This window comes from Chitinophaga sp. 30R24 (assembly GCF_049056765.1).
Taxonomy (GTDB): domain Bacteria; phylum Bacteroidota; class Bacteroidia; order Chitinophagales; family Chitinophagaceae; genus Chitinophaga.
Window position 1 is genome coordinate 226,031 of the sequence record NZ_JBJGXX010000004.1, and the last position, 22,012, is coordinate 248,042.

Annotated in this window: 20 protein-coding genes and 3 tRNA genes; 13 read left to right on the top strand and 10 right to left on the bottom strand. The window is 46.1% G+C overall.

The window, feature by feature from the left end:
- The first annotated feature begins 5 nt into the window (after positions 1-5).
- Genes ACDQ55_RS12940 through ACDQ55_RS12950 form a run of 3 tightly spaced genes read left to right on the top strand, consistent with a single transcriptional unit; the run spans position 6 to position 2,156 of the window.
- Complete coding sequence (locus ACDQ55_RS12940) at positions 6-359, top strand: DUF4288 domain-containing protein (RefSeq protein ID WP_420981819.1); 354 nt, start codon at positions 6-8, stop codon at positions 357-359.
- 17 nt (positions 360-376) lie between these two features.
- Positions 377-1,441 carry a sensor histidine kinase gene (locus ACDQ55_RS12945; protein ID WP_420981820.1) on the top strand — a complete coding sequence of 355 codons (1,065 nt, stop codon included), beginning with the start codon at positions 377-379 and terminating at the stop codon, positions 1,439-1,441.
- A complete protein-coding gene (locus ACDQ55_RS12950) occupies positions 1,419-2,156 on the top strand; it encodes a LytR/AlgR family response regulator transcription factor (RefSeq protein ID WP_420981821.1) in 738 nt (245 codons plus the stop codon). The genes ACDQ55_RS12945 and ACDQ55_RS12950 overlap by 23 nt, the downstream gene beginning before the upstream one ends.
- Before the next feature lie 30 nt (positions 2,157-2,186).
- Here the strand turns inward: ACDQ55_RS12950 and ACDQ55_RS12955 are convergent, their stop codons facing one another.
- Genes ACDQ55_RS12955 through ACDQ55_RS12965 form a run of 3 tightly spaced genes read right to left on the bottom strand, consistent with a single transcriptional unit; the run spans position 2,187 to position 5,184 of the window.
- The gene (locus ACDQ55_RS12955) at positions 2,187-2,579 is read right to left on the bottom strand and encodes a thioesterase family protein (protein WP_420981822.1); all 393 of its coding nucleotides are present in this window, start codon (positions 2,577-2,579) and stop codon (positions 2,187-2,189) included.
- A gap of 45 nt (positions 2,580-2,624) precedes the next feature.
- Positions 2,625-4,499 (bottom strand): Nramp family divalent metal transporter, encoded by a 1,875-nt coding sequence (locus ACDQ55_RS12960; RefSeq protein WP_420981823.1) that lies wholly within the window; start codon positions 4,497-4,499, stop codon positions 2,625-2,627.
- 25 nt (positions 4,500-4,524) lie between these two features.
- The gene (locus ACDQ55_RS12965; RefSeq protein ID WP_420981824.1) at positions 4,525-5,184 is read right to left on the bottom strand and encodes a metal-dependent transcriptional regulator; all 660 of its coding nucleotides are present in this window, start codon (positions 5,182-5,184) and stop codon (positions 4,525-4,527) included.
- 130 nt (positions 5,185-5,314) lie between these two features.
- Between ACDQ55_RS12965 and ACDQ55_RS12970 the strand changes: the two genes are divergently transcribed.
- The 4 genes from ACDQ55_RS12970 (at position 5,315) to ACDQ55_RS12985 (ending at position 6,859) form a co-directional block, all read left to right on the top strand.
- Complete coding sequence (locus ACDQ55_RS12970) at positions 5,315-6,253, top strand: hypothetical protein (protein ID WP_420981825.1); 939 nt, start codon at positions 5,315-5,317, stop codon at positions 6,251-6,253.
- A gap of 306 nt (positions 6,254-6,559) precedes the next feature.
- A tRNA-Val gene (locus tag ACDQ55_RS12975) sits at positions 6,560-6,634 on the top strand.
- Between the two features lie 37 nt (positions 6,635-6,671).
- Positions 6,672-6,746, top strand: a tRNA-Val gene (locus ACDQ55_RS12980).
- A gap of 38 nt (positions 6,747-6,784) precedes the next feature.
- Positions 6,785-6,859, top strand: a tRNA-Val gene (locus tag ACDQ55_RS12985).
- Between the two features lie 143 nt (positions 6,860-7,002).
- On the opposite strand, the gene ACDQ55_RS12990 is transcribed toward ACDQ55_RS12985, so the two are convergent.
- On the bottom strand, positions 7,003-9,144 hold the full coding sequence (locus tag ACDQ55_RS12990) for a cation:proton antiporter (RefSeq protein WP_420981826.1): 2,142 nt from the start codon (positions 9,142-9,144) through the stop codon (positions 7,003-7,005).
- Between the two features lie 106 nt (positions 9,145-9,250).
- Between ACDQ55_RS12990 and ACDQ55_RS12995 the strand changes: the two genes are divergently transcribed.
- Both ACDQ55_RS12995 and aat read left to right on the top strand, forming a co-directional pair.
- Positions 9,251-9,559, top strand: coding sequence for an ATP-dependent Clp protease adaptor ClpS (locus tag ACDQ55_RS12995; RefSeq protein WP_420981827.1), 309 nt, complete (start codon positions 9,251-9,253; stop codon positions 9,557-9,559).
- A gap of 6 nt (positions 9,560-9,565) precedes the next feature.
- Positions 9,566-10,207 carry a leucyl/phenylalanyl-tRNA--protein transferase gene (aat, locus tag ACDQ55_RS13000; RefSeq protein WP_420981828.1) on the top strand — a complete coding sequence of 214 codons (642 nt, stop codon included), beginning with the start codon at positions 9,566-9,568 and terminating at the stop codon, positions 10,205-10,207.
- Between the two features lie 12 nt (positions 10,208-10,219).
- Here aat and mtaB read toward each other — a convergent pair whose 3' ends face one another.
- A complete protein-coding gene (mtaB, locus tag ACDQ55_RS13005; RefSeq protein WP_420981829.1) occupies positions 10,220-11,509 on the bottom strand; it encodes a tRNA (N(6)-L-threonylcarbamoyladenosine(37)-C(2))-methylthiotransferase MtaB in 1,290 nt (429 codons plus the stop codon).
- A gap of 66 nt (positions 11,510-11,575) precedes the next feature.
- On the opposite strand from mtaB, the gene ACDQ55_RS13010 reads away from it, so the two are divergent.
- The 3 genes from ACDQ55_RS13010 to priA all read left to right on the top strand — a co-directional run bounded on the left by ACDQ55_RS13010 (position 11,576) and on the right by priA (position 15,406).
- On the top strand, positions 11,576-12,007 hold the full coding sequence (locus tag ACDQ55_RS13010) for a DUF4258 domain-containing protein (RefSeq protein ID WP_420981830.1): 432 nt from the start codon (positions 11,576-11,578) through the stop codon (positions 12,005-12,007).
- A 193-nt stretch (positions 12,008-12,200) separates the two neighbouring features.
- The gene (locus ACDQ55_RS13015; protein WP_420981831.1) at positions 12,201-12,968 is read left to right on the top strand and encodes a lysophospholipid acyltransferase family protein; all 768 of its coding nucleotides are present in this window, start codon (positions 12,201-12,203) and stop codon (positions 12,966-12,968) included.
- Positions 12,965-15,406, top strand: a complete 2,442-nt coding sequence (priA, locus tag ACDQ55_RS13020; protein WP_420981832.1) for a replication restart helicase PriA — start codon at positions 12,965-12,967, stop codon at positions 15,404-15,406. Before ACDQ55_RS13015 ends, priA begins: the two co-directional genes overlap by 4 nt.
- A gap of 9 nt (positions 15,407-15,415) precedes the next feature.
- Here the strand turns inward: priA and ACDQ55_RS13025 are convergent, their stop codons facing one another.
- Complete coding sequence (locus tag ACDQ55_RS13025) at positions 15,416-17,386, bottom strand: DUF3857 domain-containing protein (RefSeq protein ID WP_420981833.1); 1,971 nt, start codon at positions 17,384-17,386, stop codon at positions 15,416-15,418.
- Between the two features lie 42 nt (positions 17,387-17,428).
- Positions 17,429-18,091 carry an oxidoreductase gene (locus tag ACDQ55_RS13030; protein ID WP_420981834.1) on the bottom strand — a complete coding sequence of 221 codons (663 nt, stop codon included), beginning with the start codon at positions 18,089-18,091 and terminating at the stop codon, positions 17,429-17,431.
- 72 nt (positions 18,092-18,163) lie between these two features.
- Between ACDQ55_RS13030 and murB the strand changes: the two genes are divergently transcribed.
- Positions 18,164-19,180: a UDP-N-acetylmuramate dehydrogenase gene (gene murB / locus ACDQ55_RS13035; RefSeq protein ID WP_420981835.1), complete on the top strand. Its 1,017-nt coding sequence runs from the start codon at positions 18,164-18,166 to the stop codon at positions 19,178-19,180.
- A gap of 42 nt (positions 19,181-19,222) precedes the next feature.
- Here the strand turns inward: murB and ACDQ55_RS13040 are convergent, their stop codons facing one another.
- From ACDQ55_RS13040 to ACDQ55_RS13050, 3 genes are read right to left on the bottom strand one after another with little or no spacing between them, the layout of a single operon-like run.
- Positions 19,223-20,191, bottom strand: coding sequence for a YpdA family putative bacillithiol disulfide reductase (locus ACDQ55_RS13040; RefSeq protein ID WP_420981836.1), 969 nt, complete (start codon positions 20,189-20,191; stop codon positions 19,223-19,225).
- Positions 20,192-20,205: 14 nt separating this feature from the next.
- The gene (locus ACDQ55_RS13045) at positions 20,206-20,901 is read right to left on the bottom strand and encodes a type 1 glutamine amidotransferase (protein ID WP_420981837.1); all 696 of its coding nucleotides are present in this window, start codon (positions 20,899-20,901) and stop codon (positions 20,206-20,208) included.
- 36 nt (positions 20,902-20,937) lie between these two features.
- Positions 20,938-21,819: a class I SAM-dependent methyltransferase gene (locus ACDQ55_RS13050; protein WP_420981838.1), complete on the bottom strand. Its 882-nt coding sequence runs from the start codon at positions 21,817-21,819 to the stop codon at positions 20,938-20,940.
- Between the last annotated feature and the right edge of the window lie 193 nt (positions 21,820-22,012).

Consider the following 22,012-nt stretch of genomic DNA (forward strand, 5'->3'; position numbering starts at 1 on the left):
TTTTTATGCATTGGTTTGTTGCTAAAGTTGTATATCAGATCATTTGCGGTGAAGGTAATCACACCCCGCAATTCGATGAGCAGTTAAGATTAATCAGCGCTGTGAACAGGAAGGATGCCTGTAATAGAGCCCGCGAAATAGGCATGCAGGAACAGTATGCATTTAAAAACCAACAGCAGGAACTGGTACAATGGAAATTTATCAATGTACCGGAAGTATATACCCTGGATCAGTTAACAGATGGTATGGAACTGTATTCCCGCATTGAAGAGCCCGGGGATCCCAACTCTTATATCGCCTGGTTACAGATGAAGTCTGCACAACTACAGGGGCAGCAGTATTTTGAGCTCAACGTTTAACAGATAAATATAAACGCTTGCCAAAGAAAATAATTACCGATAATGCCTGGCAAACCTACCTTACTTCCTTTTTTTTATGGATGCTGTTGTATGGCGGATTACTCTGGTATTGGTTTGACCTTCCTCCGTTGGAGTCTATTGTAGATAGTGCTGTACACATAATATTGCTGGGTGCTGCCGGTATCATTATCACCCGTAATGTGGCCTATTACCGCCCAACAGATGATAAGATGAAGTTTGGATATGTAGGCGTGATAAGTTGTGCCTTGTCGATAATGTGGGTGTGTGTAAGCAGATGGATACTGGTTGGCACTTTCCCATATGAAGGGGATTATCTCAGGTGGTTAAATCATGCTATTCCTATTCATGTATTTGTAGCCTGGATGATGATAGCTGGAATCGGCTACCGTAGCCAGATATGGTATGATGCAGCAGAACAACAGGAGTCCAGACAAAGAAAAGAAGCCACTGAAAAAATAGTCCGGGAGGCCGAACTGTTTAAACTCCGTCAGCAGTTGCAGCCACACTTTTTATTTAACAGCCTTAATTCTATCAATGCGCTGATTATGCTGCGTCCGAAAGAAGCCCGGGAAATGGTGTTAAAACTCTCCGATTTTTTAAGGGGCTCCCTCAAAAGGGAAGATGAGCAGCGGATTTCACTGGCAGAAGAGCTGAAATATCTGCAACTCTATCTGGATATAGAGAAAGTACGTTTTGGTCATCGTTTATCCACCAACATTATATCAAACGAAGCGGCAGCAGCGATGCTGATGCCCCCGATGCTTTTACAGCCTGTTGTGGAAAACGCCATTAAATTTGGCCTATACGATACAGTTGGCGATATCACGATTACAATGAAATCATGGGTAGCTGATGGTATGTTACATATTTCCGTTCAAAACCCTTTCGATCGCGAACTACAGCAGCCCAATAAAGGAACCGGGTTTGGACTGAATTCTATCCGGCGGCGATTGTACCTGTTGTTTGCACGGCAAGACCTGTTGGAAACGTCTTCCCATGAAAATATTTTTACTACCCTGATCAAAATACCACAAGTCCATGATAAAAGCAGTAATAATTGATGATGAACCATTAGCCAGGTCTGTAGTGAAAGAATATTTGCTGGGCTATCCGCAGATACAAGTGGTACAGGAATGCGGTGATGGATTTGAGGGACTGAAAGCTATCCAGCAATATCAGCCGGATATTATTTTCCTGGATGTGCAAATGCCTAAGATCACTGGTTTTGAAATGTTGGAACTGGTAGAAAATATGCCTGCGGTTATTTTTACCACTGCCTTTGAAGAGCATGCTATCAGGGCATTTGAGGTAAATGCGGTGGACTATCTGCTAAAACCTTTTTCCGGCGAGCGTTTCGATAAAGCAGTACAGAAGTGGTTGGAGCATTACCATACGCCTGCTGCCAATACAAATGCCTTACTGGAAACTGCCGCCAGTAATCCGGTTCAGAGCAACCGGGTAGTGATTAAGATCAATGGTAAAATCAAAATTATTCCGGTGCAGGACATACACTACCTGGAAGCAGCAGATGATTATGTGAAAATTGTTACCCAAGAAGGCAGTTTCCTGAAAAATAAAACGATGTCGTTTTTCGAGAAAATGCTCGATCCGCAGCAATTTACCCGTGTGCACCGTTCTTATATACTCAACATAAACCAGGTAACCCGCATAGAGCCTTATGAGAAGGAAAACCACCTGGCGATCCTGCGCAGTGGCGCCCGGATATTGGTGAGTAAAACCGGTTATCCGAAATTAAAAGCAGCGCTGGGGCTGTAAAGTAATAAAGTTCATCCGGTTTGTAAACCCCTATTGTATCCCTGCAAACAACCGCTCCAGTTTTTCTTTCTTTAATATCTTTTGTACCTGTACACCTACGGCAATTACACGGTGGGCGCAAGCAGCTTCATAGTGGCAGGTGATTTCGTGATGATGAATATGGGTAATGGTAGCCGTAAAATCTACCCGGGAACCTATCCGTGCGGGTGAAATGTGTTCTATCGTAAGCCGGGTGCCGATACCTTCCTCTGTTTCTTCTTTCATTGCCAAAATAAATAACCGGCAGCACCATTCTGCATCCCGTGCCAGCGCAAAGGTGGCATATACCGGGTGTACGTTGCCGTTATCGAAGGTAGCGCAGTCTTCCGGCCTTACCACGCGACTGAATTGCATGGTATGGCCGGGTTGAAAGATGGAGTGCATAAGCAGGGTTATTGTATGTAAAAGCAGTTATTGGGCGGCCGCTGGTTATTGTACCACCAGCACCGGTACTTTTACCCGGTGCCTTACCTGGTTGGCCGTTTCGCCATATAGCCAATCTTTAAAACCACGGTGCCCATGTCCGCCGAGTACCAGGAAGTCGGCGTTTTCCTCCTGCACAATGCGGGCAATTTCGAGGGCACGTCTGCGAAAGCCTAATACCCCTTTCGCATTGATGTTGCGGCTTTTCAGCAGGGCAATATAGGTATCCAGTTGTTCCTGGTCTTTCCTGGTTTCCAGATCGTCGGAGTCGTTACCGGAATATTTGGCCGACGCACTCTCTACAATATGGATAAGGATGTATTGCGTATGTTCGTTTCCGTGTGCGATGGCATTAGAAAAGATGTCTCTGTCTTTGCTGGTATAATCCAGGGCCATGGCAATGCGCAGGTAGATGGGCTTTTCCATTTCGCCGAGCGACACTTGCGCTGTGTGGATACCAGCAGTAGCATCATGGCGGTAGCGGCTACGCAGGGGATAGATGATCGTGATCAGCAGCAGCACCACAAAGCCGATGCAGCCGGCTACGATAAGGCCATCAATGAAAATATTTCCGGAGCCGTTCATATACCCTATGGCGGATGTAAACACCATCCGCAAGTTAAGGTATACCAATAAAATGGCGACGGCCCAGCTTACAATTTTGGTGAGCGGTGAGATGGCGAAAATGCCCATTGCTTTTTTATCGCTTACAAAATGTATCAGGGGAATGATGGCAAATCCTAATTGCAGGCTAAGCAGTACCTGACTAAATACCAGCAGGGAGCCCACTTCCTGGTCGCCGGCGATGAGGATGGTAAGCAGGGCTGGAATAATGGCCAGCAGCCGGGTAATAAGTCTTCTTAACCAGGGGTTGATACGCAGGTGGAGGTAGCCTTCCATAACGATCTGTCCGGCGAGTGTACCGGTAACGGTAGAGCTTTGTCCGGCTGCAATAAGGGCAACGGCAAACAGTATTGGTGCCAGTTTGCTGCCCAGGAGCTCATCCAGCAGTCTGTGGGCATCCTGTATTTCTGCTACATTGGTGCGCCCGGTTGTGAAGAATGCTGCCGCAGCGAGTATCAGAATAGCGGCATTTACCAGAAAGGCCAGGTTTAGAGCAATGGTGCTATCCAGGAAATTCAGTTTAATTGCCTGCCGGATACCTGCTTCGTCTTTTTTGATTTTCCTGGTTTGTACCAAGGCAGAGTGTAAGTACAAGTTGTGTGGCATAACGGTAGCGCCGATAATACCGATGGCGATGTACAGTGCGTTATTGTCGGGGATGGTAGGAATAAAGCCTTTGGCCACTTCCCCGATATGTGGTTTTACCAGTATGAGCTCTATCAGGAAAGATGCGCCGATAATAGCTACCAGGCCTACGATAAATCCTTCCATTTTCCGGATGCCATAACGTTGTAATACCAGCAGCAGCAGGGTGTCGAGTACCGTAAGGCTAACGCCCCATATCAGCGGAAGACCGGTAAGCAATTGTATACCGATGGCCATGCCCAGCACTTCTGCCAGGTCGGTGGCGGCGATGGCGATTTCCGCCAGTACATATAGGATGAAGTTGATAGCAGGAGGATAACTTTCGCGGTTAGCCTGGGCCAGATCTCGGCCACGTACAATGCCGAGCCGGGCGCTGAGGCTTTGCAGTAACAAGGCCATCAGGTTACTCATGAGCAGCACCCAGAGCAGTTTATAGCCGTATTGGCTGCCTCCGGCCAGGTCGGTGGCCCAGTTGCCTGGGTCCATATAGCCTACGCTTACCAGGTAAGCAGGCCCCAGAAAAGCGAATATTTTTTTCCACTTGGTTTTTCCGTTCGTTTCTACGCTCTGATGTACTTCACTTAATGATGCGGTTGAATGTTCGAAGCTCATAATAAATTAGAAATTCCCTGTTGTATCAGGTAGGTCTTACCATAATATTTTTTGCCACCTGTTCACTGATGGTAATGGCAGGGTGCTGTTTGGTTTTTATTTCTATAGAATTGTCGTATTCGTAATGGGCAACGATTTCCAGTTGCGTGCCTAGTTTAATGTTTTTAGCGTTGAGGTAGGCCAGTAAGGCGGTAGATTGATCGGTTACGGCGGTAACGATCAGCCTTTTAGCATTGGCCCGGTCCAGCGATGTTTGCGGACGCGGCTTGGTGAGTTTACCATGAGCATCGGGGATAGGGTCTCCGTGTGGATCAAACAATGGATTGCCCAGATATTCACTCAGGCGGTTGGTGAGTTTTTCACTGCGTACATGTTCCAGCTCTTCTGCTAGCTCGTGTACCTCTTCCCAGCTGAACCTCAGCTTTTCTACCAAAAAACATTCCCACAGCCGGTGGCGGCGAACAATTTGCAGGGCGGCTTTTCTACCTTCTGCAGAAAGGGTGAGCCCTTTGTATTTTTCGTAGTCAATTAACTGCTTCTCCTTTAGTTTCTTTGCCATGTCGGTTACAGAAGCGGGCTTAGTGTCCAGCTCATAAGCCAATGCATTGGTAGTAACTACCTCTTCCCCTTCCTGCAGCTTGTAAATAGACTTAATGTAATTCTCTTCCGCTACAGATAAATTCATGCTATCTAAATAATTATTTAGACAAATCTAAATAATAAATCCGAACTTTTGCTTATCCGGTATGTTTTTTGTTTTTTAACGCACACATATAAAAATTATATCTAACTTTTCGTCCAGAATTAACTTTTAAATGAAGCGTTTCCTTTTATTATTCCTGGCCATTGGTGTATTGGCTGCCTGTAAAACGAAAAAGAAAGCAGGAGAAGGCAGTGGTGAGCAAATGACCATTGCAGATTTCCAGGCATTGTTTACACCAGGTACACTTCCCTATAAGTTGACGGCGGATACCCTGCAATTGAAACTGCCGGATTCTCTCCGGTTGGATACGGCTGCTATGCGCTTTTTAACCGATACCCTTTCTAAAGGAGACTTTGGCAGAAATGAAAATGTAAAATATTTCCCCCTGCAGCGGATTACCGGCAACGCAGTAAATTATATAGTGGTAAAAGCAGTAGGCAGAACCGGTGCTGTAGGTTATTTGTGTTTCATGAATAAAAAAGGAAAATACCTGAGCCGCTTGCGTGCCGCTACTACAGAAGGCGACGACAGTGCTGTTACCTCCTTGCTGCTGGATGCTAAAAATGTGATCAAGATCAGTAATGAGAAAAAATTACCAGGCAACCGTACCGCATTAAAAGAGGATTTCTATGGCGTAAACGCCGATGGGTCAGTAAACTTGATCATGACTAACTCTAACGGACCTACGAACGTAGGACAGATATTTAACCCCATTGATACATTACCCCGTAAGAATAAATTTTCGGGAGATTATACTTCCGGAGATATGAGCATTGTATCTATCCGGGATGGGGAAGATGCTAAAACATTTCAATTTTTTATTACTTTCTCAAAAGACAATGGTAACTGTAAAGGGGAATTAAGTGGCAAGGGGCATTTTATTGCCGGTAACAAAGGAGAGTATAAAGACAAAGAAACTTCCTGCGGTATTTCTTTCCAATTTTCTGCAGGAAGGGTTAATATCCGCGAAATTGGCGGCTGTGGCGCTTACCGGGGAATTAAATGTTTTTTTGAAGGGGGATTTGTAAAGAAAGCGAAGAAGAAAGTGTGATGATGATTATGAATGGTGCTTTGATGGCTGGTTAATGGAATAGTTTTTATAGATAAATCTACCTGTATTTTGCACATTAAGGATACTTTGCATATGTAACGTGAAAAAAGATCTTCGTTGGATATAAAATTCGATCTTATTTTTATTTTGTCTGTAATCCTTTGTAGTAAAGGGTTTTAGTAGATGTAGTTATTGATCGGAGAGATTATTTTCTCTCTTTTTTTAAAAAATATTTGGTAGAATAAAAATAGTTTATACCTTTGCGATCCAATCGAACGAAAGGGACGATAGGTAATACACAAAAAAGGGAGCTTAGCTCAGCTGGTTCAGAGCATCTGCCTTACAAGCAGAGGGTCACTGGTTCGAATCCAGTAGCTCCCACTTAGTAGTTTGAAATTCTTATAAAGATCTTTAATAGGGGAGCTTAGCTCAGCTGGTTCAGAGCATCTGCCTTACAAGCAGAGGGTCACTGGTTCGAATCCAGTAGCTCCCACATTGATAGTTTTACAAATTCGTTAAAGATCCTTATAGGGGAGCTTAGCTCAGCTGGTTCAGAGCATCTGCCTTACAAGCAGAGGGTCACTGGTTCGAATCCAGTAGCTCCCACTACACATCCAGCAAAAAGGCCTTGCAGTTATGCAAGGCCTTTTTTATTGCTGCAAGGTGAAAGAAAATGCTTTATGCGGGAGAGGCCTGCTACCAGCATATTTGCGATAGTGGCCCCTTCTTTTTTGTGGACAACCCGGTGTTTATTTTTTGAATATTCGTTTTACAGCTTTGCCCAGTTTGGTGAGATTGGCTATCTGTTCCTGTATAGTCGCCAGCGTGAGATCTTCCGGCTGCAAGCCCGCTTCCAGGGAATTAAATTCCCTTTGTTCAGGGTATAGCAAGATCACGTTATTCTCTTTAAAATGGCGTTCCAATTTGGCAGGAACGCTATCCATATAGGCGTGATAGGAAAGCGTGCTTTTGCGGGCCGTTACCACTACTAACAGATCGTCGCGCGTAATTTCCCTGGAAAGGATCAGGAAATCTTCTATGGTATCAAATTGACGGAAGCTGAGGGTTACACTCATTTTCATTTTTTGGGCAAAAGCTTCCGTAATGACCTGTGTTTTATGGCTACAGAAAATGAGTAGCCGGGTACCGGCTTGTTTGGCCAGCATAAACATCTTTTGCAGGTAGTGCAAAAAGCCCAGTTCATATTCTGCATTAGGAGGTATTACCAGCACCATTTTTTTAGTGGTATTGAGTGGGAAACGAAAATTACACACATATACGGTTTCCCATACACGTTGCAGTACATTATCAAGAGTAGTACCGAAGATATTTTCCAGCCAGCGGTTGGGAGTACGGGGTTTATCCGTCCAGCCTAACACGAGGTCGCTGATCAGCAGCTCTTTGGCAGCACGGGTAATTCCATCTGATTCATTCAGGTCTATACGGGTTACTACCTGTACTTCGCTTTCTGTAGCAGCGGCATGGATCACCGCTTTTTCCAGCATTTTATTGGTGAATTGGATCTTTTCTTTGGTTTCTTCATTATCCTGTACCACCGCCAGTAGATAAATAGGGGTAGAGGCATTGGTGTCTTTGATCATTACGGCAAAATCCAGCAGCGCTTCAAGCTTGTCGGGATTGGCTACTGGTACTAAGAAACGCTCTGGCTGATCCGGCATTTCGTGTTTGTTTTCCGTTTCTTGGATGGCCAGCCGGCGGCCGGCGCTTTCGGTTACAAAAGAGCCTGTGAGGCAGGTGATCAGGATCAGGATGATGGTGCCGTTCAGGACGTGTTCATCTACAATACCCATATTGTACCCGATCAATATTACAGCGATAGTAGCAGCAGCATGTGCACTGCTGAGGCCAAAAATAACATTGCGCTGTGTAGGGCTGTATTTGAAAGAGAGCTGTGTGAAGAAAGCAGCCAGCCATTTGCTGCCGAGGGCCATCAGGGTGAGAACGCCGGCAATAATCAGTGCATCAGGGCCTTTGAGCAATACCCGGAGGTCTACCAGCATGCCCACGCTGATGAGGAAAAATGGGATGAATAAGGCATTGCCTACAAATTCGATCCGGTTCATCAGCGGGGAAGTATGCGGTATCAGTTGGTTCAGTGCCAGTCCGGCGAGGAAGGCGCCGATAATGCCCTCTACGCCTGCCAATTCTGCCAGGAACGCAGCAGCAAATACCAGTGCCAGTACAAATATGAAGTGTGAGGTTTTATCGTCTTTTATTTTCTTGAAAAACCATCTGCCAAGCATTGGCATCAGCCAAAGGATAATAACGGCAAAAATAACCAGGGAAATGCTTAAACGCAGCCAGAAATAAGTATTAAGGTTGCCGGCCTGGGCACCGGTAATGATGGCGAGTATCAGCAATACCGCCGTGTCTGTGATAATAGTGCCGCCTACCGCTACCGTAACGGCTTCATTTTTGGTGATGCCCAACCGGCTGGCCAGGGGATAAGCTACCAGCGTATGGGTGGCAAACATGCTGGATACCAGTAAGGTGGCCATGAAATTGAAATGCAGCACGTAGGTACATACCGCAAAGCCTATGCTCAACGGAACAAAAAAGGTAAACGCCCCGAAAACCATACTGCGGTAGCGATTTTTCCTGAATTCAGCCATATCCAGTTCCAGTCCCGCCAGAAACATGATGTACAGCAGCCCCGCTTTGGCAAATAGGTCGATGCTGCCCTTTTCAATGATCTTAAAGCCGTTGTCGCCGATCAGCATACCGGCAATGATTAGCCCAATAATACTGGGTATCCTGAATTTACGCAGGATAATAGGCGCCAGCAGTATAATAAACAATACCAGGGAAAAGATCGGCACCGGATCTTTTAGTGGTAAGCTCGTATCCATCAATAAAACAAGTCCTTTCATAAGTATACAACCATTTTATCTGCAGATCCCATATCCGCATTTCCCTTTTAAATGTGAATAAATTAACGAATAATCCATGTAATTTTGTTCAAAGCTTTTATTAAAGATGAGCGATCATACAAGTACAAAAGGATTACCAGAAGAAGAAGAAGATGTATTGGTGGCAGAAGATGAGCAATTTCCGTTCAGTCTGGTAGTCTGGAATGACGAGGTAAATACATTTGACTGGGTGATTGCTTCCCTGATGGAAGTATGCGGCCACACACATGAACAGGCTGAGCAATGCGCCCTCATTATCCACTTTAACGGTAAATATGCCGTGAAGCAGGGAGAATATATCAAATTACGCCCGCTGCGTGAAGCGTTGCAGGAAAGAGGTTTGAGCGCTACTATTGAAGAATTGGCTGGTACCTGATCCCGTATGTCTGTTTTCCAATTGAATAAACACCTGGTATTTCCTCCCGTTGAGCTTTCTGAGCCAGACGGTCTGTTGGCGGTAGGGGGAGACTTGTCTGTGGAAAGGTTAGTGCTGGCATACCGCTCCGGTATCTTTCCCTGGTACGACAACGAATCCCCTATTTTGTGGTGGAGCCCCGATCCCCGGTTTGTTTTATTTCCGGACCAGCTGAAAGTATCTGCCAGTATGAAACAGATATTACGCAAAAAGCAGTTCCGTATTTCCTTCAATGAAGATTTTGCTGGTGTGGTGGCCTGTTGCAGTAATGTCCACAGAATGGGGCAAACAGGCACCTGGATTACTTCCGAGATGCAGGAGGCCTATCTGCGGCTATACCATGCAGGTTATGCCCTGTCTGTAGAATGCTGGCAAAACGACCGCCTGGTAGGAGGTTTATACGGCGTAAAACTGGGTGCTTGCTTCTTCGGCGAATCTATGTTTTCGGAAGTTAGTAATGCCTCTAAAGTTGCATTTATTACGTTTGTACAGCAATATGCACAGGAACTTACTGTGATTGATTGCCAGGTACATACCGAACATCTGGCCTCCCTGGGTGCCGGCTTTATCAGCCGCGCTGCTTTCCTGGAAATTATTGGCGCTGGCTAATGCTGTTTTATTTTAGCGGAGATCCCAATCTATGATCTGGTTATGCCATTCCTGGCGGAAAGGAGTGATCACTTTAATGTAGTTGTCGGTATATCCTTCCATCATGCCTTCCCGGTTCAGCGACTCAAACAGTACTTTCCTCGTTTCGTTCAGGTGTTGGCTATAGAAGAACTGTTGTTTTTTATGGCTGAGGTTACGTAACATTTTATTACGTTCGTTACGCACATGCACCGGTACCACCGGTTTGATATCCAGTGCTGCCGTATTGGCGCGCTCAGAATAGGTAAATACGTGTAAATAGGATATGTTGAGTTCGTTGAGGAAATCGTAGGTTTCCCGGAAGTGCGCATCGCTTTCGGAAGGGAATCCAACAATAACGTCTACCCCGATAGCGCAATGTGGCATGAATTGCTTGATCAGCGCTACTTTTTCGGCGTAAAGTTCCCGGCGGTAACGTCTGCGCATCAGGCCCAGGATGTCGTTACTGCCACTTTGTAAAGGGATATGGAAATGAGGCATAAACTTGCGGCTGCCGGCCACAAATTCAATGATCTCGTTGGTGAGCAGGTTGGGTTCTATAGAAGAGATACGGTAGCGGGAAATGCCCTCTACTTTATCCAGCTCCTGTGCCAGCTCAAAAAAGGTTTCTTCTCTTTTTTTACCGCCTTCGAAGCCTTTGCCGAAATCGCCGAGGTTAACGCCGGTGAGCACAATTTCTTTTACACCGGTAGCCGCCAGCTGATGTGCATGGGCTACCACGTTAGCCACGCTATCGCTGCGGCTTTTACCCCTGGCCATCGGAATGGTGCAGAAAGCGCAGTTATAGTCGCAGCCGTCTTGTACTTTCAGGAAAGTGCGGGTCCGGTCGTTCAGCGAATAGGAAGCATGGAAACTATTTACTTCTTCAATATCGCAGGAGCAGATTTTAGCGCTGTTGCCTTTGGTGAGGGTTTTGAGATGTTCGGTGATATTGAACTTCTCTGCGGCGCCTAATACCAGATCCACTCCTTCAATAGCGGCAATTTCTTCAGGTTTCAGCTGGGCATAGCAGCCGGTGATCACCACCATGCTGCCGGGAGCCCGGCGCTGTATGCGGCGTACCAGCATACGGCATTCCTTATCGGCATTGTCTGTTACCGAACAGGTATTGATGACATATACGTCTGCGGTATCCTCAAAATCCGTTTTTACAAAACCATCCTGTTCCAGCAACCTGCTTAATGTAGAGGTTTCTGAAAAATTCAGCTTACAGCCGAGTGTATGAAATGCTACTGTTTTTACCTGTTCCATAAAGGGAGGCAAAGGTAGGAACTTTTTAGTTAGGTAAGGAATTTTCCCTATTTTGTGCGGCGTTCTATGATGAATTCCATGCAAAAATATCTACCCGTTCTTCTTTTAGCCATATTACTATTGGCTGGCTGGCAACAAAGATGGTGGAAAGGTGCCGCTCCTTCCACTCCTACAGGCCGCCCGGTTGTGGCAGTAAGCCCCGTTAGCAATACGGTGATCAGTGATGAAGTAATTAACCGGCATGCCCAACTCGAGTATACAAAACATGCCATTTGTCGTATGGATTGCCGTCAGGTGACCAGGGTAGAAGTGGAGGAAATTTTGTTAGAAGGAAAGATTAATCCGGAAAAATCCAACCCATCCGATTATCCTTGCCCTACTTATGCCCTGGAGGGCTATTCCAATGAAGGCCAGCACCTGCGGATCGTATTTGCCCCCTGCGATGGAGAGCATGCCAGGGTAATTACCTGCATAGACCTTGATAAGGACTGGAGCTGTAATTGTGAATAGGAACGCTGCGCCGTACTATATCAAGACACAGCCCGGTAAATAGCAGCCTTGTTACCTTGTTCAGCCTGATTGTAGCTGTTTACCTTTATGGCATTTTTGCGCTACCGCATTAAAATCCCCGCCTGCTTTCCTTGCTGTAGTTAGTAATTTGTTGTAGTTTTCCGCCTGATTAAAACCTTTTACAGAGGCGTCTATGAAATTTTTATTGAAACCGTTGCGTGTTATTTATGTGATATACGCCGCTGCTACTTTTCTGGGTATCATGTTTTTAATATTACCTCCTATCTTCCTGGCGTCTTTATTGGGCCGGCAAAAGGGGGGGAATATTATATTTTATTTTTTGCGCTTTTGGGCGCATACGTGGTTCCCGTTGGTAGGCATGTGGGTATCACGCAAGTATTTATGCGAACGTGATAATGAGCCCTGTATATATGTAGTGAACCATCGTTCTTATCTGGATGCAGCTATTGCCGTAAAAGTAATGCGCTTGCCTTTTCGTCCTTTGGGCAAAGTAGAAATGTCCAGGATACCGTTTTTCGGATTTATCTACAAAAACTCCGTAGTGCCGGTAGACCGTTCCAATGCTGCTGCCAGGGCCAGAAGCGTGAGGGAAATGATGGCAGCCCTGAAGTATGGTATTTCCATCCTGGTGTTTCCTGAAGGAACCACCAACGAGAGCGATCAGCCGCTGCGGCCTTTCCATAACGGCGCTTTCCGTATGGCCATAGAAATGCAGATCCCTATTAAACCAGTGTTGTATCTGGATGCAGGGGAACGTTTGCCCCATAAAGGCCCTATGCACATCTCACCGGGTAAATGCCGCGTAGTATTTCTGCCGTCTGTGCCGGTTACAGGGCTAACCCTCAACGATATTAATACGCTTAAACAACAGGTGTACGATATTATGGACACCGAATTACGTAAATATCATCAATATCCAACCCTGCAGCCAATAGGATGAAATTCGCAGATGTAATATTGCCGTTGGCGTTACCTAAGAATTATACTTACGCGGTTCCTGAAAATATGGAAGCCACTTTGCAGGTAGGCAGCCGTGTGGCCGTACAGCTGGGGAAACAGAAAAAATATGCAGGAATTGTAAAAGCTATCCATGAGCAAGCACCCTTGTATAAAACCAAGCCCTTGCTGGATATCCTGGATACCACTCCAATCGTATATCCTACCCAGTTATCCTTCTGGTCGTGGATCGCTGCTTACTACATGTGTACGGAAGGAGAGGTATTAAATGCTGCCCTGCCCGCTCACCTTAAGCTTTCCAGTGAAACGTTGCTGCTGTTCAATGATGCTTACGGCGAGGATTTCACCGCTTTAGACGACGACGAATACCTGATAGCGGAAGCCCTGCACATCCGCAAGGAACTGCGCATTGAAGAGGTGCAGATGATTCTTGATAAATCTGCCGTATACTCCGTGATCAAACAACTGATCGAGAAGAAAGTACTGCTGGTATATGAAGAGCTGAAGGAAGCATACAAAGAGAAAAAAGAAAGCTATGTGCAATTGCATGCCGACTACCAATCGGATGAACAACTGGCAGCGCTTTTCAATGATATGGGCCGCGCGCCCAAACAAATGGAGCTGTTGTTGGCTTACCTGCATTTGTTGAAAACAAAAGGCAGTGTGTTACAAACCGAATTGCTCAAAAAATCAGGCGCTACCACCTCACAATTAAAAGGGTTGGTAGATAAAAATATCCTCTGGGTAGAAAAGCGCACGGTAGACCGTATCCCTACAGGAAAAGTAGATACCCAGATCGATTTCGAGTTAAGCCCTGCGCAGGCAACCGCATTAGCTGATATACGCACACATTTTAAGGAGAAGCAGGTAACTCTGCTGCATGGCGTTACCTCCAGCGGTAAAACCCAGGTATATGTGAAAATGATGGAAGAATGCCTGGCCAGCGGAAAGCAGGTGCTATACCTCCTGCCGGAAATAGGACTAACGACACAGGTAATACGCCGTTTGCAGAAGCATTTCGGTAGCAGCATCGGTATTTATCATTCCCGTTTTAATAACAATGAGCGGGTGGAAATATGGAACAAGGTAAAGAGCGGCGAAATACAGATCATATTAGGGGCGCGTTCCAGTTTGTTGTTGCCTTTCCGTAACCTGGGCCTTATCATCCTGGATGAAGAACACGATACATCCTATAAACAACAAGATCCTGCTCCCCGCTACCATGCCAGGGATGCCGCTATTTACTATGCGGGTCTGTTCAAGGCTAAAGTGCTATTGGGTTCTGCCACGCCTTCGCTGGAATCCTATTTTAACGCACAGCAAGGGAAATATGGGTTGGTAACTATTAAAGAACGTTTCGGCGGTATTGAGATGCCTGCTATTGAAATAGTAGATGTCAAGAAAGAAACGGCAGAAAAAACCATGGATGGCCATTTTTCTTCTGCCCTGAAAACGGCTATCACCCAAACATTGGCGGAAGGGAAACAAGTCATCCTTTTTCAGAACCGCCGGGGGTATGCCCCTTTCCTATTGTGCACAACCTGCGGATGGATTCCACATTGCCGGCAATGTGATGTGTCTCTTACCTATCATCGTAACCAGGATAAACTACATTGCCATTATTGCGGTACCCGTTATCCTTATGTGCACACCTGTGCAGCCTGCGGCTCACAAACGTTGGAGCCCAAGAGCTTTGGTACAGAAAAGATAGAAGACGACTTGCAGACGGCTTTCCCCGAAGCCCGTATTGCCCGTATGGATGTAGATACTGTACGGAATAAGGATAGTCATAATAAACTGATCCAGTTGCTGGAAGACAGGAGTGTGGATATATTGGTAGGTACACAGATGGTGGTGAAAGGGCTGGATTTCGAAAATGTGAACCTGGTTGGCATTCTCAGCGCGGATAACCTGTTGGGGTTCCCGGATTTCCGGGTCAATGAAAGGGCCTTCCAGCTTATGGAACAGGTGAGCGGACGTGCCGGCCGTAAACACGGCATGGGTAAAGTATTGATACAGGCCAGCAACACCCGGCACCCGGTGTTGCATTATGTAATAGCGCACGACTATAAAGCCATGTACGACACCGAAATTGCCGAGCGGCAGGTATTTGGATACCCTCCCTTTTTCCGGTTATTGAAACTGACGATCCGCCATAAGCATCAGCAGGTAGCTGAACAAGCGGCGCAGATACTGGCCAGTTGGCTGCAGCCCCATATCGGCGCGCAACTGGTGGGACCAGCTGTACCCCTCATTGCCAGGGTGCGCAACAATTACCTGCAGGAAATGTTAATTAAGCTTCCCCGGGAAGCCCGGTTGATTGCACATATCAAGCAACTGTTACAAGACTATATTATACAGCTGAGAACCGAGAAGAAATTCCGCTCAGTGGTTATCATCCCCGATGTAGACGGCGTATAAAGGCACTTTCTATTTTTCCAATACCAGGTTTTGTGATTGAATCTTCTGTATCAGGTCCATCATTTGTTGAAACAGCATTTTCTGCGCACCATAGAAATTGGTTTGCCGGTACCATTCTACCACAAAAATATGTAACTGGTTCCCTTCCTGTTCGCACCGCATTTTATAGCCTAATGCCGGTTGAGCGCCTTTATCGCTGATGTTTGCTGAGAAAAGTGATTTATTCGTCACTTTATATCCTGCAGGCAGGGTAATGCTAATCCGTTTTTCCTGGTAATAAGGAAAAACGATTTGTACCGGCAGGGCCGCGTTTTCCGGCACTTTTACGGCGGCGGAAATGGTGCCGCCCAGTAGATGGCCAATGTGGATAATATATTGGTTACCGTTGTTTTCTATTACGGAAGAAGTGAGCAGGGTACTGTTTACCTGCACCGGTTTATCCAGCGGGCGGTTGGTAAAGGTTTCATTTTCAGGGGCAATAGCTGTAGGTTTTCTTTCGCCAGACTCAAAGGGCAGTATAGCATTATATATCTTAAACTTGCTTTCCGTAGTGCCGTCGTCGTTAGTAAAAGCCGTTTTAACATTGGCGGCCGGATAGCCGCTGAAGGTTTGCTTTACTTCCCATACAGGATTGGTGATATCGGCCAGCGTGGCTTCCAGGGCTACATTGCTGAAGGTATAGGAAACCACTGGTGTTTGAATGAAATCTGTGAATACTTTACTTTCCTGTCCGATGAGGGTATCGCGGCACCGCAGGGCTGGGATGCCTGCCCACAGAGCCGGGTAACAAGGAAATCGTGTATTCATTTCCGTTGGCGACAGCGCTTGCTGTAAAGCAGGGAAGTACAGCAACACATTGGTGGGCAGGTCGCCATTTACCAGTTGGCTGTCGAGCGGCAGTTGGTCGCGGGAAGAAGTGAACAATACCTGTGTAGGAATATTCAGTATATAGTACACTGCGTTCATCAGGCGGGTAAGGCCTGCTTTTTCTGCCCGTTTGTTGTGGAGGATAGAAATGATATCCATCGTTTCTCCATCTCCGCTAGCAGGTATTATGGCAATATTCGTTTTTATATATTGTTCTACCAGGTAGATAAGAGTGGGTACCGGTAGCCGTTGTTGGAGGAAAGGCCATTTGTGTATTTCTTTTTCCAACTGTTTGTATTCGGCCTTAGATACCGCTACCAGCGGAATATAGCTGTCTTCTCCAAATTGCTGCCAATTTATACGGACAGTATCTTTCCGTTCTGCTACCTGTTGCAGGGCAAAATCTATCCGTTGCAGCTGCGGTTGGTAAAAATAAAGTTCGTTGGTAGGTAGGGCTGGTATATTGGATACCATCATCTGGTAATAATGATTGCCATTGGCTATGCTATCGGTAACAGATGGCAGCCCGGCACTGGTTTTAAACCGGAAGGTCATTATTTCAGGTGCTATCAGTGTAAAGGCCGCCTGGTTGGTAGGTGTGGCAGACTGCAAATAATCGTTGCCTGCAAAACTGCCGCTTGTTTTTACGCTTAGTTCATATTCCAGTTCCGAGCCGGGTTCCAGCTTTAGGTCATTTATGACCAATTGTTTGCGGTGGTCTGGCTGCATCATCATCCTTACCTGCTGATTAAGCCCAATAAGCTGCCCGTTGGGATGTAGTAACCGGATACGGAGCCCCCGTAGTACTTCGTTGGCTGCTACTTCTATAATGAACTGGCTCAGGCTGTCGGCGCCCATCTGGGTGTTAACCTGTATATGTTTGTAGACAGTTTTGTATTGCGTGAAGTTTTCCCCTTTATCCCGGGGTGAGGTATTAAAATCCCTCAATATCCTGAAATCCAGCAGGGAGAAAGGATGATCAGTTGTTATTCCGGTATGTGGCACTGGTTTATCCTTCCAGATGTCTGGAAAGGAGCTGGTTACCTGTGCCTGTACGTATGTTGGCCATGTTGCAATCATCGCAACAGTTAGAACAAGGGTCCATTTTTTCATATCAGGTTAAAGATAAGAGATAAGACTGAATTCCTGTATTCTTCATGTTGCCCCAATACTTTGAATGGCATCAGATTCGAAGATACGTATGCCAGCATTCTCTTCTTTTGCAGCAATGATCATGGCATTGGCTACCGTAGCCGCTTTAATGCCCCGGTATTTTTTCCATTTCCCTTGTAACAAAAAATAAAATAACAGGATCAGACATTTTGCCAGCCATTCCCCCAGTCTGAATTCCTTGCGGGAGCCAATCAATACAGAGGGCCTGAAGATACTGATGCTATGGAAGCCGATTTTCATTACCGCTTCTTCGGTTTCTCCTTTGGTGCGCAGGTAAAAATTCCGGGAATGGAAATTGGCCCCGATAGCAGACATGATCAGGAATTGGGGGATGCCCTGTTGTTGGGCTATTTCAGCGCATTTCACCGGAATGCCATAATCTACAGCCCGGAAATTTTCCTGGCTGCCTGCCTTTTTGATGGTGGTACCTATGCAGCAAAAAAGCACATCTCCATGTAAGGCAGCGGCCAGACTTTCTTCATCATCGAAGTCCACAATAATATTTTCCAGTTTGGGCCTGGGATTAAACGAGGGGTTGCGAACCAGTACTTTCACTTTGCTGAAATCGGGATCTTTCAGCAAGGCAGCGGTGAGGTGGGAGCCGGTAAGTCCTGTTGCGCCTATGATAATCGCGGTTTTATTCATGTAATTGGATTATGGATTTAGCAATTTCTAATTGTTTGCGGCTATCTTTGCTTACTATAAATTTAAGTTATTATGCAGGTATCAGAAAATGTTCTGCTTAAATCATATAATACATTTGGCATAGCTGCCAGGGCGCGCTACTTTGCCGCTTTCACATCGGTTGGAGAGTTGATGGAGCTGGCCGCCAGGCAGCCGGGAGCAGACCTGCCAGTAATGATACTTGGAGGAGGCAGCAATATTCTGTTTACCCGCGACTATAATGGTTGGGTACTGAAAAATAATATAAGCGGTATTACCATCGCAGGGGAAGATAACGATTACGTATATGTGAAGGCTGGCGCAGGAGAGAACTGGCACCAATTTGTTCAGTATTGTATTGCCCGGCAACTGGGCGGTTTGGAAAACCTTTCGCTGATACCTGGTAATGTAGGCGCCAGCCCGATGCAGAACATTGGTGCTTATGGCGTGGAGATTAAAGATGTTTTCCATGAGTTAGAGGCTTTGCACCTGAAAGACCAAAGCATTGTTACATTCAACAATGCCGATTGCCATTTTGGTTACCGGGAAAGCATATTTAAAAAAGCTTATAAAGGTGAATTTGTGATATTATCTGTTACTTACCGTTTAAGCAAGCACCCGCGTTTTAATACCAGCTACGGCGCTATCAATGAAGAGCTGCAGCGGATGGGCGTACAGGAGTTGTCTATACAGGCGATCAGCCAGGCAGTGATTAATATCCGCACTTCCAAATTGCCTGATCCTGCACAGATAGGAAATGCCGGTAGTTTCTTTAAAAATCCTACCGTTGACCAGGAAAAATACGAAACTTTAAAAGCAGCTTATCCACATCTGGTGGCTTATCCGGTAGGTGACAGACAGTTTAAACTGGCGGCAGGCTGGCTGATAGAGCAATGCAGCTGGAAAGGTTACCGTGATGGCGATGCCGGCGTACATAGCAAACAGGCGCTGGTGCTGGTTAATTACGGGCAGGCCAGCGGAGGTGAAATCTATACTTTATCACAGCAGATACTGGATAGTGTAGAAGAGAAATTTGGCGTATTGCTGGAAAGGGAGGTGAATGTGGTATAAGCTAGCAGCAACTAGCTGCCAGTTGCTACTGGCAGCTAATAGTTAGTAGCTCGTTTTAATATGTGCCATGATTTTCCCGGCATGGTCTCTGGAATTTTCAATAAACCATACGTGAGTGTTCATGCCGCCACAAACCACGCCGGCGAGATAGATATGGGGCATGTTGGTTTCCATGGTGATAGGGTTATAATCCGGCCGCAGAAACGAATCGTCTGACAGGGCGATGCCACTTTGCTTCAGCAGTTGGAAGTTAGGCTGGTAACCGGTCATGGCAATCACAAAATCATTTTTAATAGTAATAATGCCATCGGGCGTGGCAATATCTACTTCCTGCTCGCGGATAGCCTTCACCGAAGAGAGGAAATGCGCCTTAATAGATCCTTCTTTGATCCGGTTTTCAATATCCGGTTTTACCCAATATTTTACTCTTGCGCCAATGCCTTCGTCCCGGATCACCATGGTAACCCTTGCTCCTTTGCGATAGGTTTCCAGGGCAGCATCCACGGCAGAATTATGTGCACCGATCACCACTACATCCTGTGTGGCGTAGAAATGGGGATCTTTATAGTAGTGTGTTACTTTGGGCAGGTTTTCGCCGGGTACATTCAGCAAATTAGGAATGTCATAAAATCCGGTGGCGATTACCACGTGCCTGGCATGGTACTGCGTTTTGTTGGTCGTAACCAGGTATTCGGCAGCGTTAGGTTGTACGGCCTCCACTGTTTCAAACAATCTGATGTGAAGTTCGTAGGAGGTGGCTACCCGGCGATAATATTCCAGTGCCTCCGGCCGGGTAGGCTTGGGATTGATAGATACAAAGGGAACATTGCCTATTTCCAGTCTTTCAGAAGTGGAAAAGAAGGTCATATACAACGGGTAGTTGTAGAGGGAGTTTACCACGCATCCTTTTTCTATGATCAGGTAAGAAAGCCCGGCTTTTTGGGCTTCCAGCCCACAAGCCAGTCCGATGGGGCCTCCACCTATAATCAGTACATCGTACGCAGCATTCATATCGTTCAGTTTATTTATAAGGCTGCCAGGTAGTCTAGCAGCCGATACATAGTTTCGTTGTTAGGTATCAGCAGATCATGATACGCATATATTTTTTCTTCACTTTGCACGAAAGGGCCGCCGGCTGCCAGGGCATCGGCACCGTGGTGGAGCATTTCCTGCAAGCCTTCGGAGGTAAGCTCCATGTGGAACTGCAATCCTATTACGCGGTCGCCATAGATGAAAGCCTGGTGGCTGTTAACAGCAGAGGCCGCAAACCGGGTGGCGTTGGCAGGGATCTCGAAAATATCGCCATGAAAGTGAAAAGTATTGAAATGATGAGGCAGTATATGTGCCAGCGGAGCGGCCTTATCCTGGAATGTAAGATCCAGTGGAAACCAGCCGATTTCTTTTTGCGTATCCGGGTATACTGCAGCGCCCAGTGCGGCGGCTGTTAACTGTGCTCCAAGGCAGATGCCCAATACTTTTTTATTTTGTTGGATGGCTTCAAGGATCAGCTTTATTTCTGTTTGCATCCAGGGGTGCAGATCTTGTTCATACACGCCCATAGGACCTCCCATGATGATTAGCCAGTCGGCTTCCTGCAAACCGGTGGTATCGCTGTTTTCATACCAGCGGGTAGAGGTAATCCGGTGTTGATGTTGGGCAGCCCATGCAGCGATGCAGCCTAGTCCTTCAAAGGGTACATGTTGAAAGTAGTGAATATGCATATGCGCTTCGTAAATGGTACATCGAAGATACGCCTGCTATTTCACTTCTGCTCTTACCACCCGGAAATATTCATAACCTTTCATGCGGTTGCTTTTTGCACCGAAGTATTGCGACCGGTAATCGGCGGCGCCGCCATCATAGCATACCTGCATGTTACGGGCTTCCATGAACTGATGCAATGCTGAAGGATGCAAACCAAAATCCCAATGCTCGCCATCGCGGCGCAACAACTTTTTGATCCGCTTGAAGCCATAGAAGGCATCCGGGTTTTCGAGGACTACTTTATTAACGTAGGTAAATATTACTTGTGTACCAGAAGGAAAGCTTTTGAGATATTGGAAGATAATATCCGCTTTTTCTGCATCCTGGCTGGTAGTTAGTTTCTCCCAGAGAAATAAAGTTTTATAGTGCTTCCGGAACAGCAGTTGTGGAATTACATCAGACATCTGCTGGGTGCTCATATCCAGCTGCACATAATCTACTGGTACAGCTGGGATGTTTAGCAGCGGTGTGAGCAGCTTGCGTTTCTTCATCTGTATTTCCGGATGGTCTACTTCCACATAATGCAGGGGCAAGCCTACGTTGAGGCGATGCGGTCTGGTATCGAAGGTCGCGTTTACAATGATTACCTGATTAATGCCTTGTGTTCTTACCGCTTCTACGATCATGTCGTCTATTAGCCTGGTTCTTGCGATAGCAGCCGTGAAGGTGCCCGGCCAGCGCAGTTGTATGCAGCCGGTAACAAAATTCCGAATCAGCTTAATACTGCAGCAAGCTAATATTACTTGTTGGGCCTTCGATAGAAAACCCGCGGCAAACGGATCATTGATCAGTCGATCTTTCTCTGGTTTGATATTTTCAATGGCACGGAAGGCAGCCATATACAGACCTGTTTTACTGGCAGGTAACCGACTCATAAGTTACGTATACTCATATTAGTTACAGAGATTTACTAGTTATTTTGGTTGTATCATTTTGGTCGCTATCATATCATGATTGATCAAATATAAGTGAAAATGAGAATAAGACGAACATGGGAATTTTCCCGGTAAGGTTTTTTTATCCACAATAACATATAGCCGTTAACGTACTTATAATACTTAGAGTAGT

Coding starts and splice junctions, on each gene's coding strand:
- ACDQ55_RS12940 (WP_420981819.1), top strand. CDS start 6: ATGCATTGGTTTGTTGCTAAAGTTGTATATCAGATCATTTGCGGTGAA.
- ACDQ55_RS12950 (WP_420981821.1), top strand. CDS start 1,419: ATGATAAAAGCAGTAATAATTGATGATGAACCATTAGCCAGGTCTGTA.
- ACDQ55_RS12955 (WP_420981822.1), bottom strand. CDS start 2,579: ATGCACTCCATCTTTCAACCCGGCCATACCATGCAATTCAGTCGCGTG.
- ACDQ55_RS12960 (WP_420981823.1), bottom strand. CDS start 4,499: ATGAGCTTCGAACATTCAACCGCATCATTAAGTGAAGTACATCAGAGC.
- ACDQ55_RS12965 (WP_420981824.1), bottom strand. CDS start 5,184: ATGAATTTATCTGTAGCGGAAGAGAATTACATTAAGTCTATTTACAAG.
- ACDQ55_RS12970 (WP_420981825.1), top strand. CDS start 5,315: ATGAAGCGTTTCCTTTTATTATTCCTGGCCATTGGTGTATTGGCTGCC.
- ACDQ55_RS12990 (WP_420981826.1), bottom strand. CDS start 9,144: ATGAAAGGACTTGTTTTATTGATGGATACGAGCTTACCACTAAAAGAT.
- ACDQ55_RS12995 (WP_420981827.1), top strand. CDS start 9,251: ATGAGCGATCATACAAGTACAAAAGGATTACCAGAAGAAGAAGAAGAT.
- aat (WP_420981828.1), top strand. CDS start 9,566: ATGTCTGTTTTCCAATTGAATAAACACCTGGTATTTCCTCCCGTTGAG.
- ACDQ55_RS13010 (WP_420981830.1), top strand. CDS start 11,576: ATGCAAAAATATCTACCCGTTCTTCTTTTAGCCATATTACTATTGGCT.
- ACDQ55_RS13015 (WP_420981831.1), top strand. CDS start 12,201: ATGAAATTTTTATTGAAACCGTTGCGTGTTATTTATGTGATATACGCC.
- priA (WP_420981832.1), top strand. CDS start 12,965: ATGAAATTCGCAGATGTAATATTGCCGTTGGCGTTACCTAAGAATTAT.
- ACDQ55_RS13025 (WP_420981833.1), bottom strand. CDS start 17,386: ATGAAAAAATGGACCCTTGTTCTAACTGTTGCGATGATTGCAACATGG.
- ACDQ55_RS13030 (WP_420981834.1), bottom strand. CDS start 18,091: ATGAATAAAACCGCGATTATCATAGGCGCAACAGGACTTACCGGCTCC.
- murB (WP_420981835.1), top strand. CDS start 18,164: ATGCAGGTATCAGAAAATGTTCTGCTTAAATCATATAATACATTTGGC.
- ACDQ55_RS13040 (WP_420981836.1), bottom strand. CDS start 20,191: ATGAATGCTGCGTACGATGTACTGATTATAGGTGGAGGCCCCATCGGA.
- ACDQ55_RS13045 (WP_420981837.1), bottom strand. CDS start 20,901: ATGCATATTCACTACTTTCAACATGTACCCTTTGAAGGACTAGGCTGC.
- ACDQ55_RS13050 (WP_420981838.1), bottom strand. CDS start 21,819: ATGAGTCGGTTACCTGCCAGTAAAACAGGTCTGTATATGGCTGCCTTC.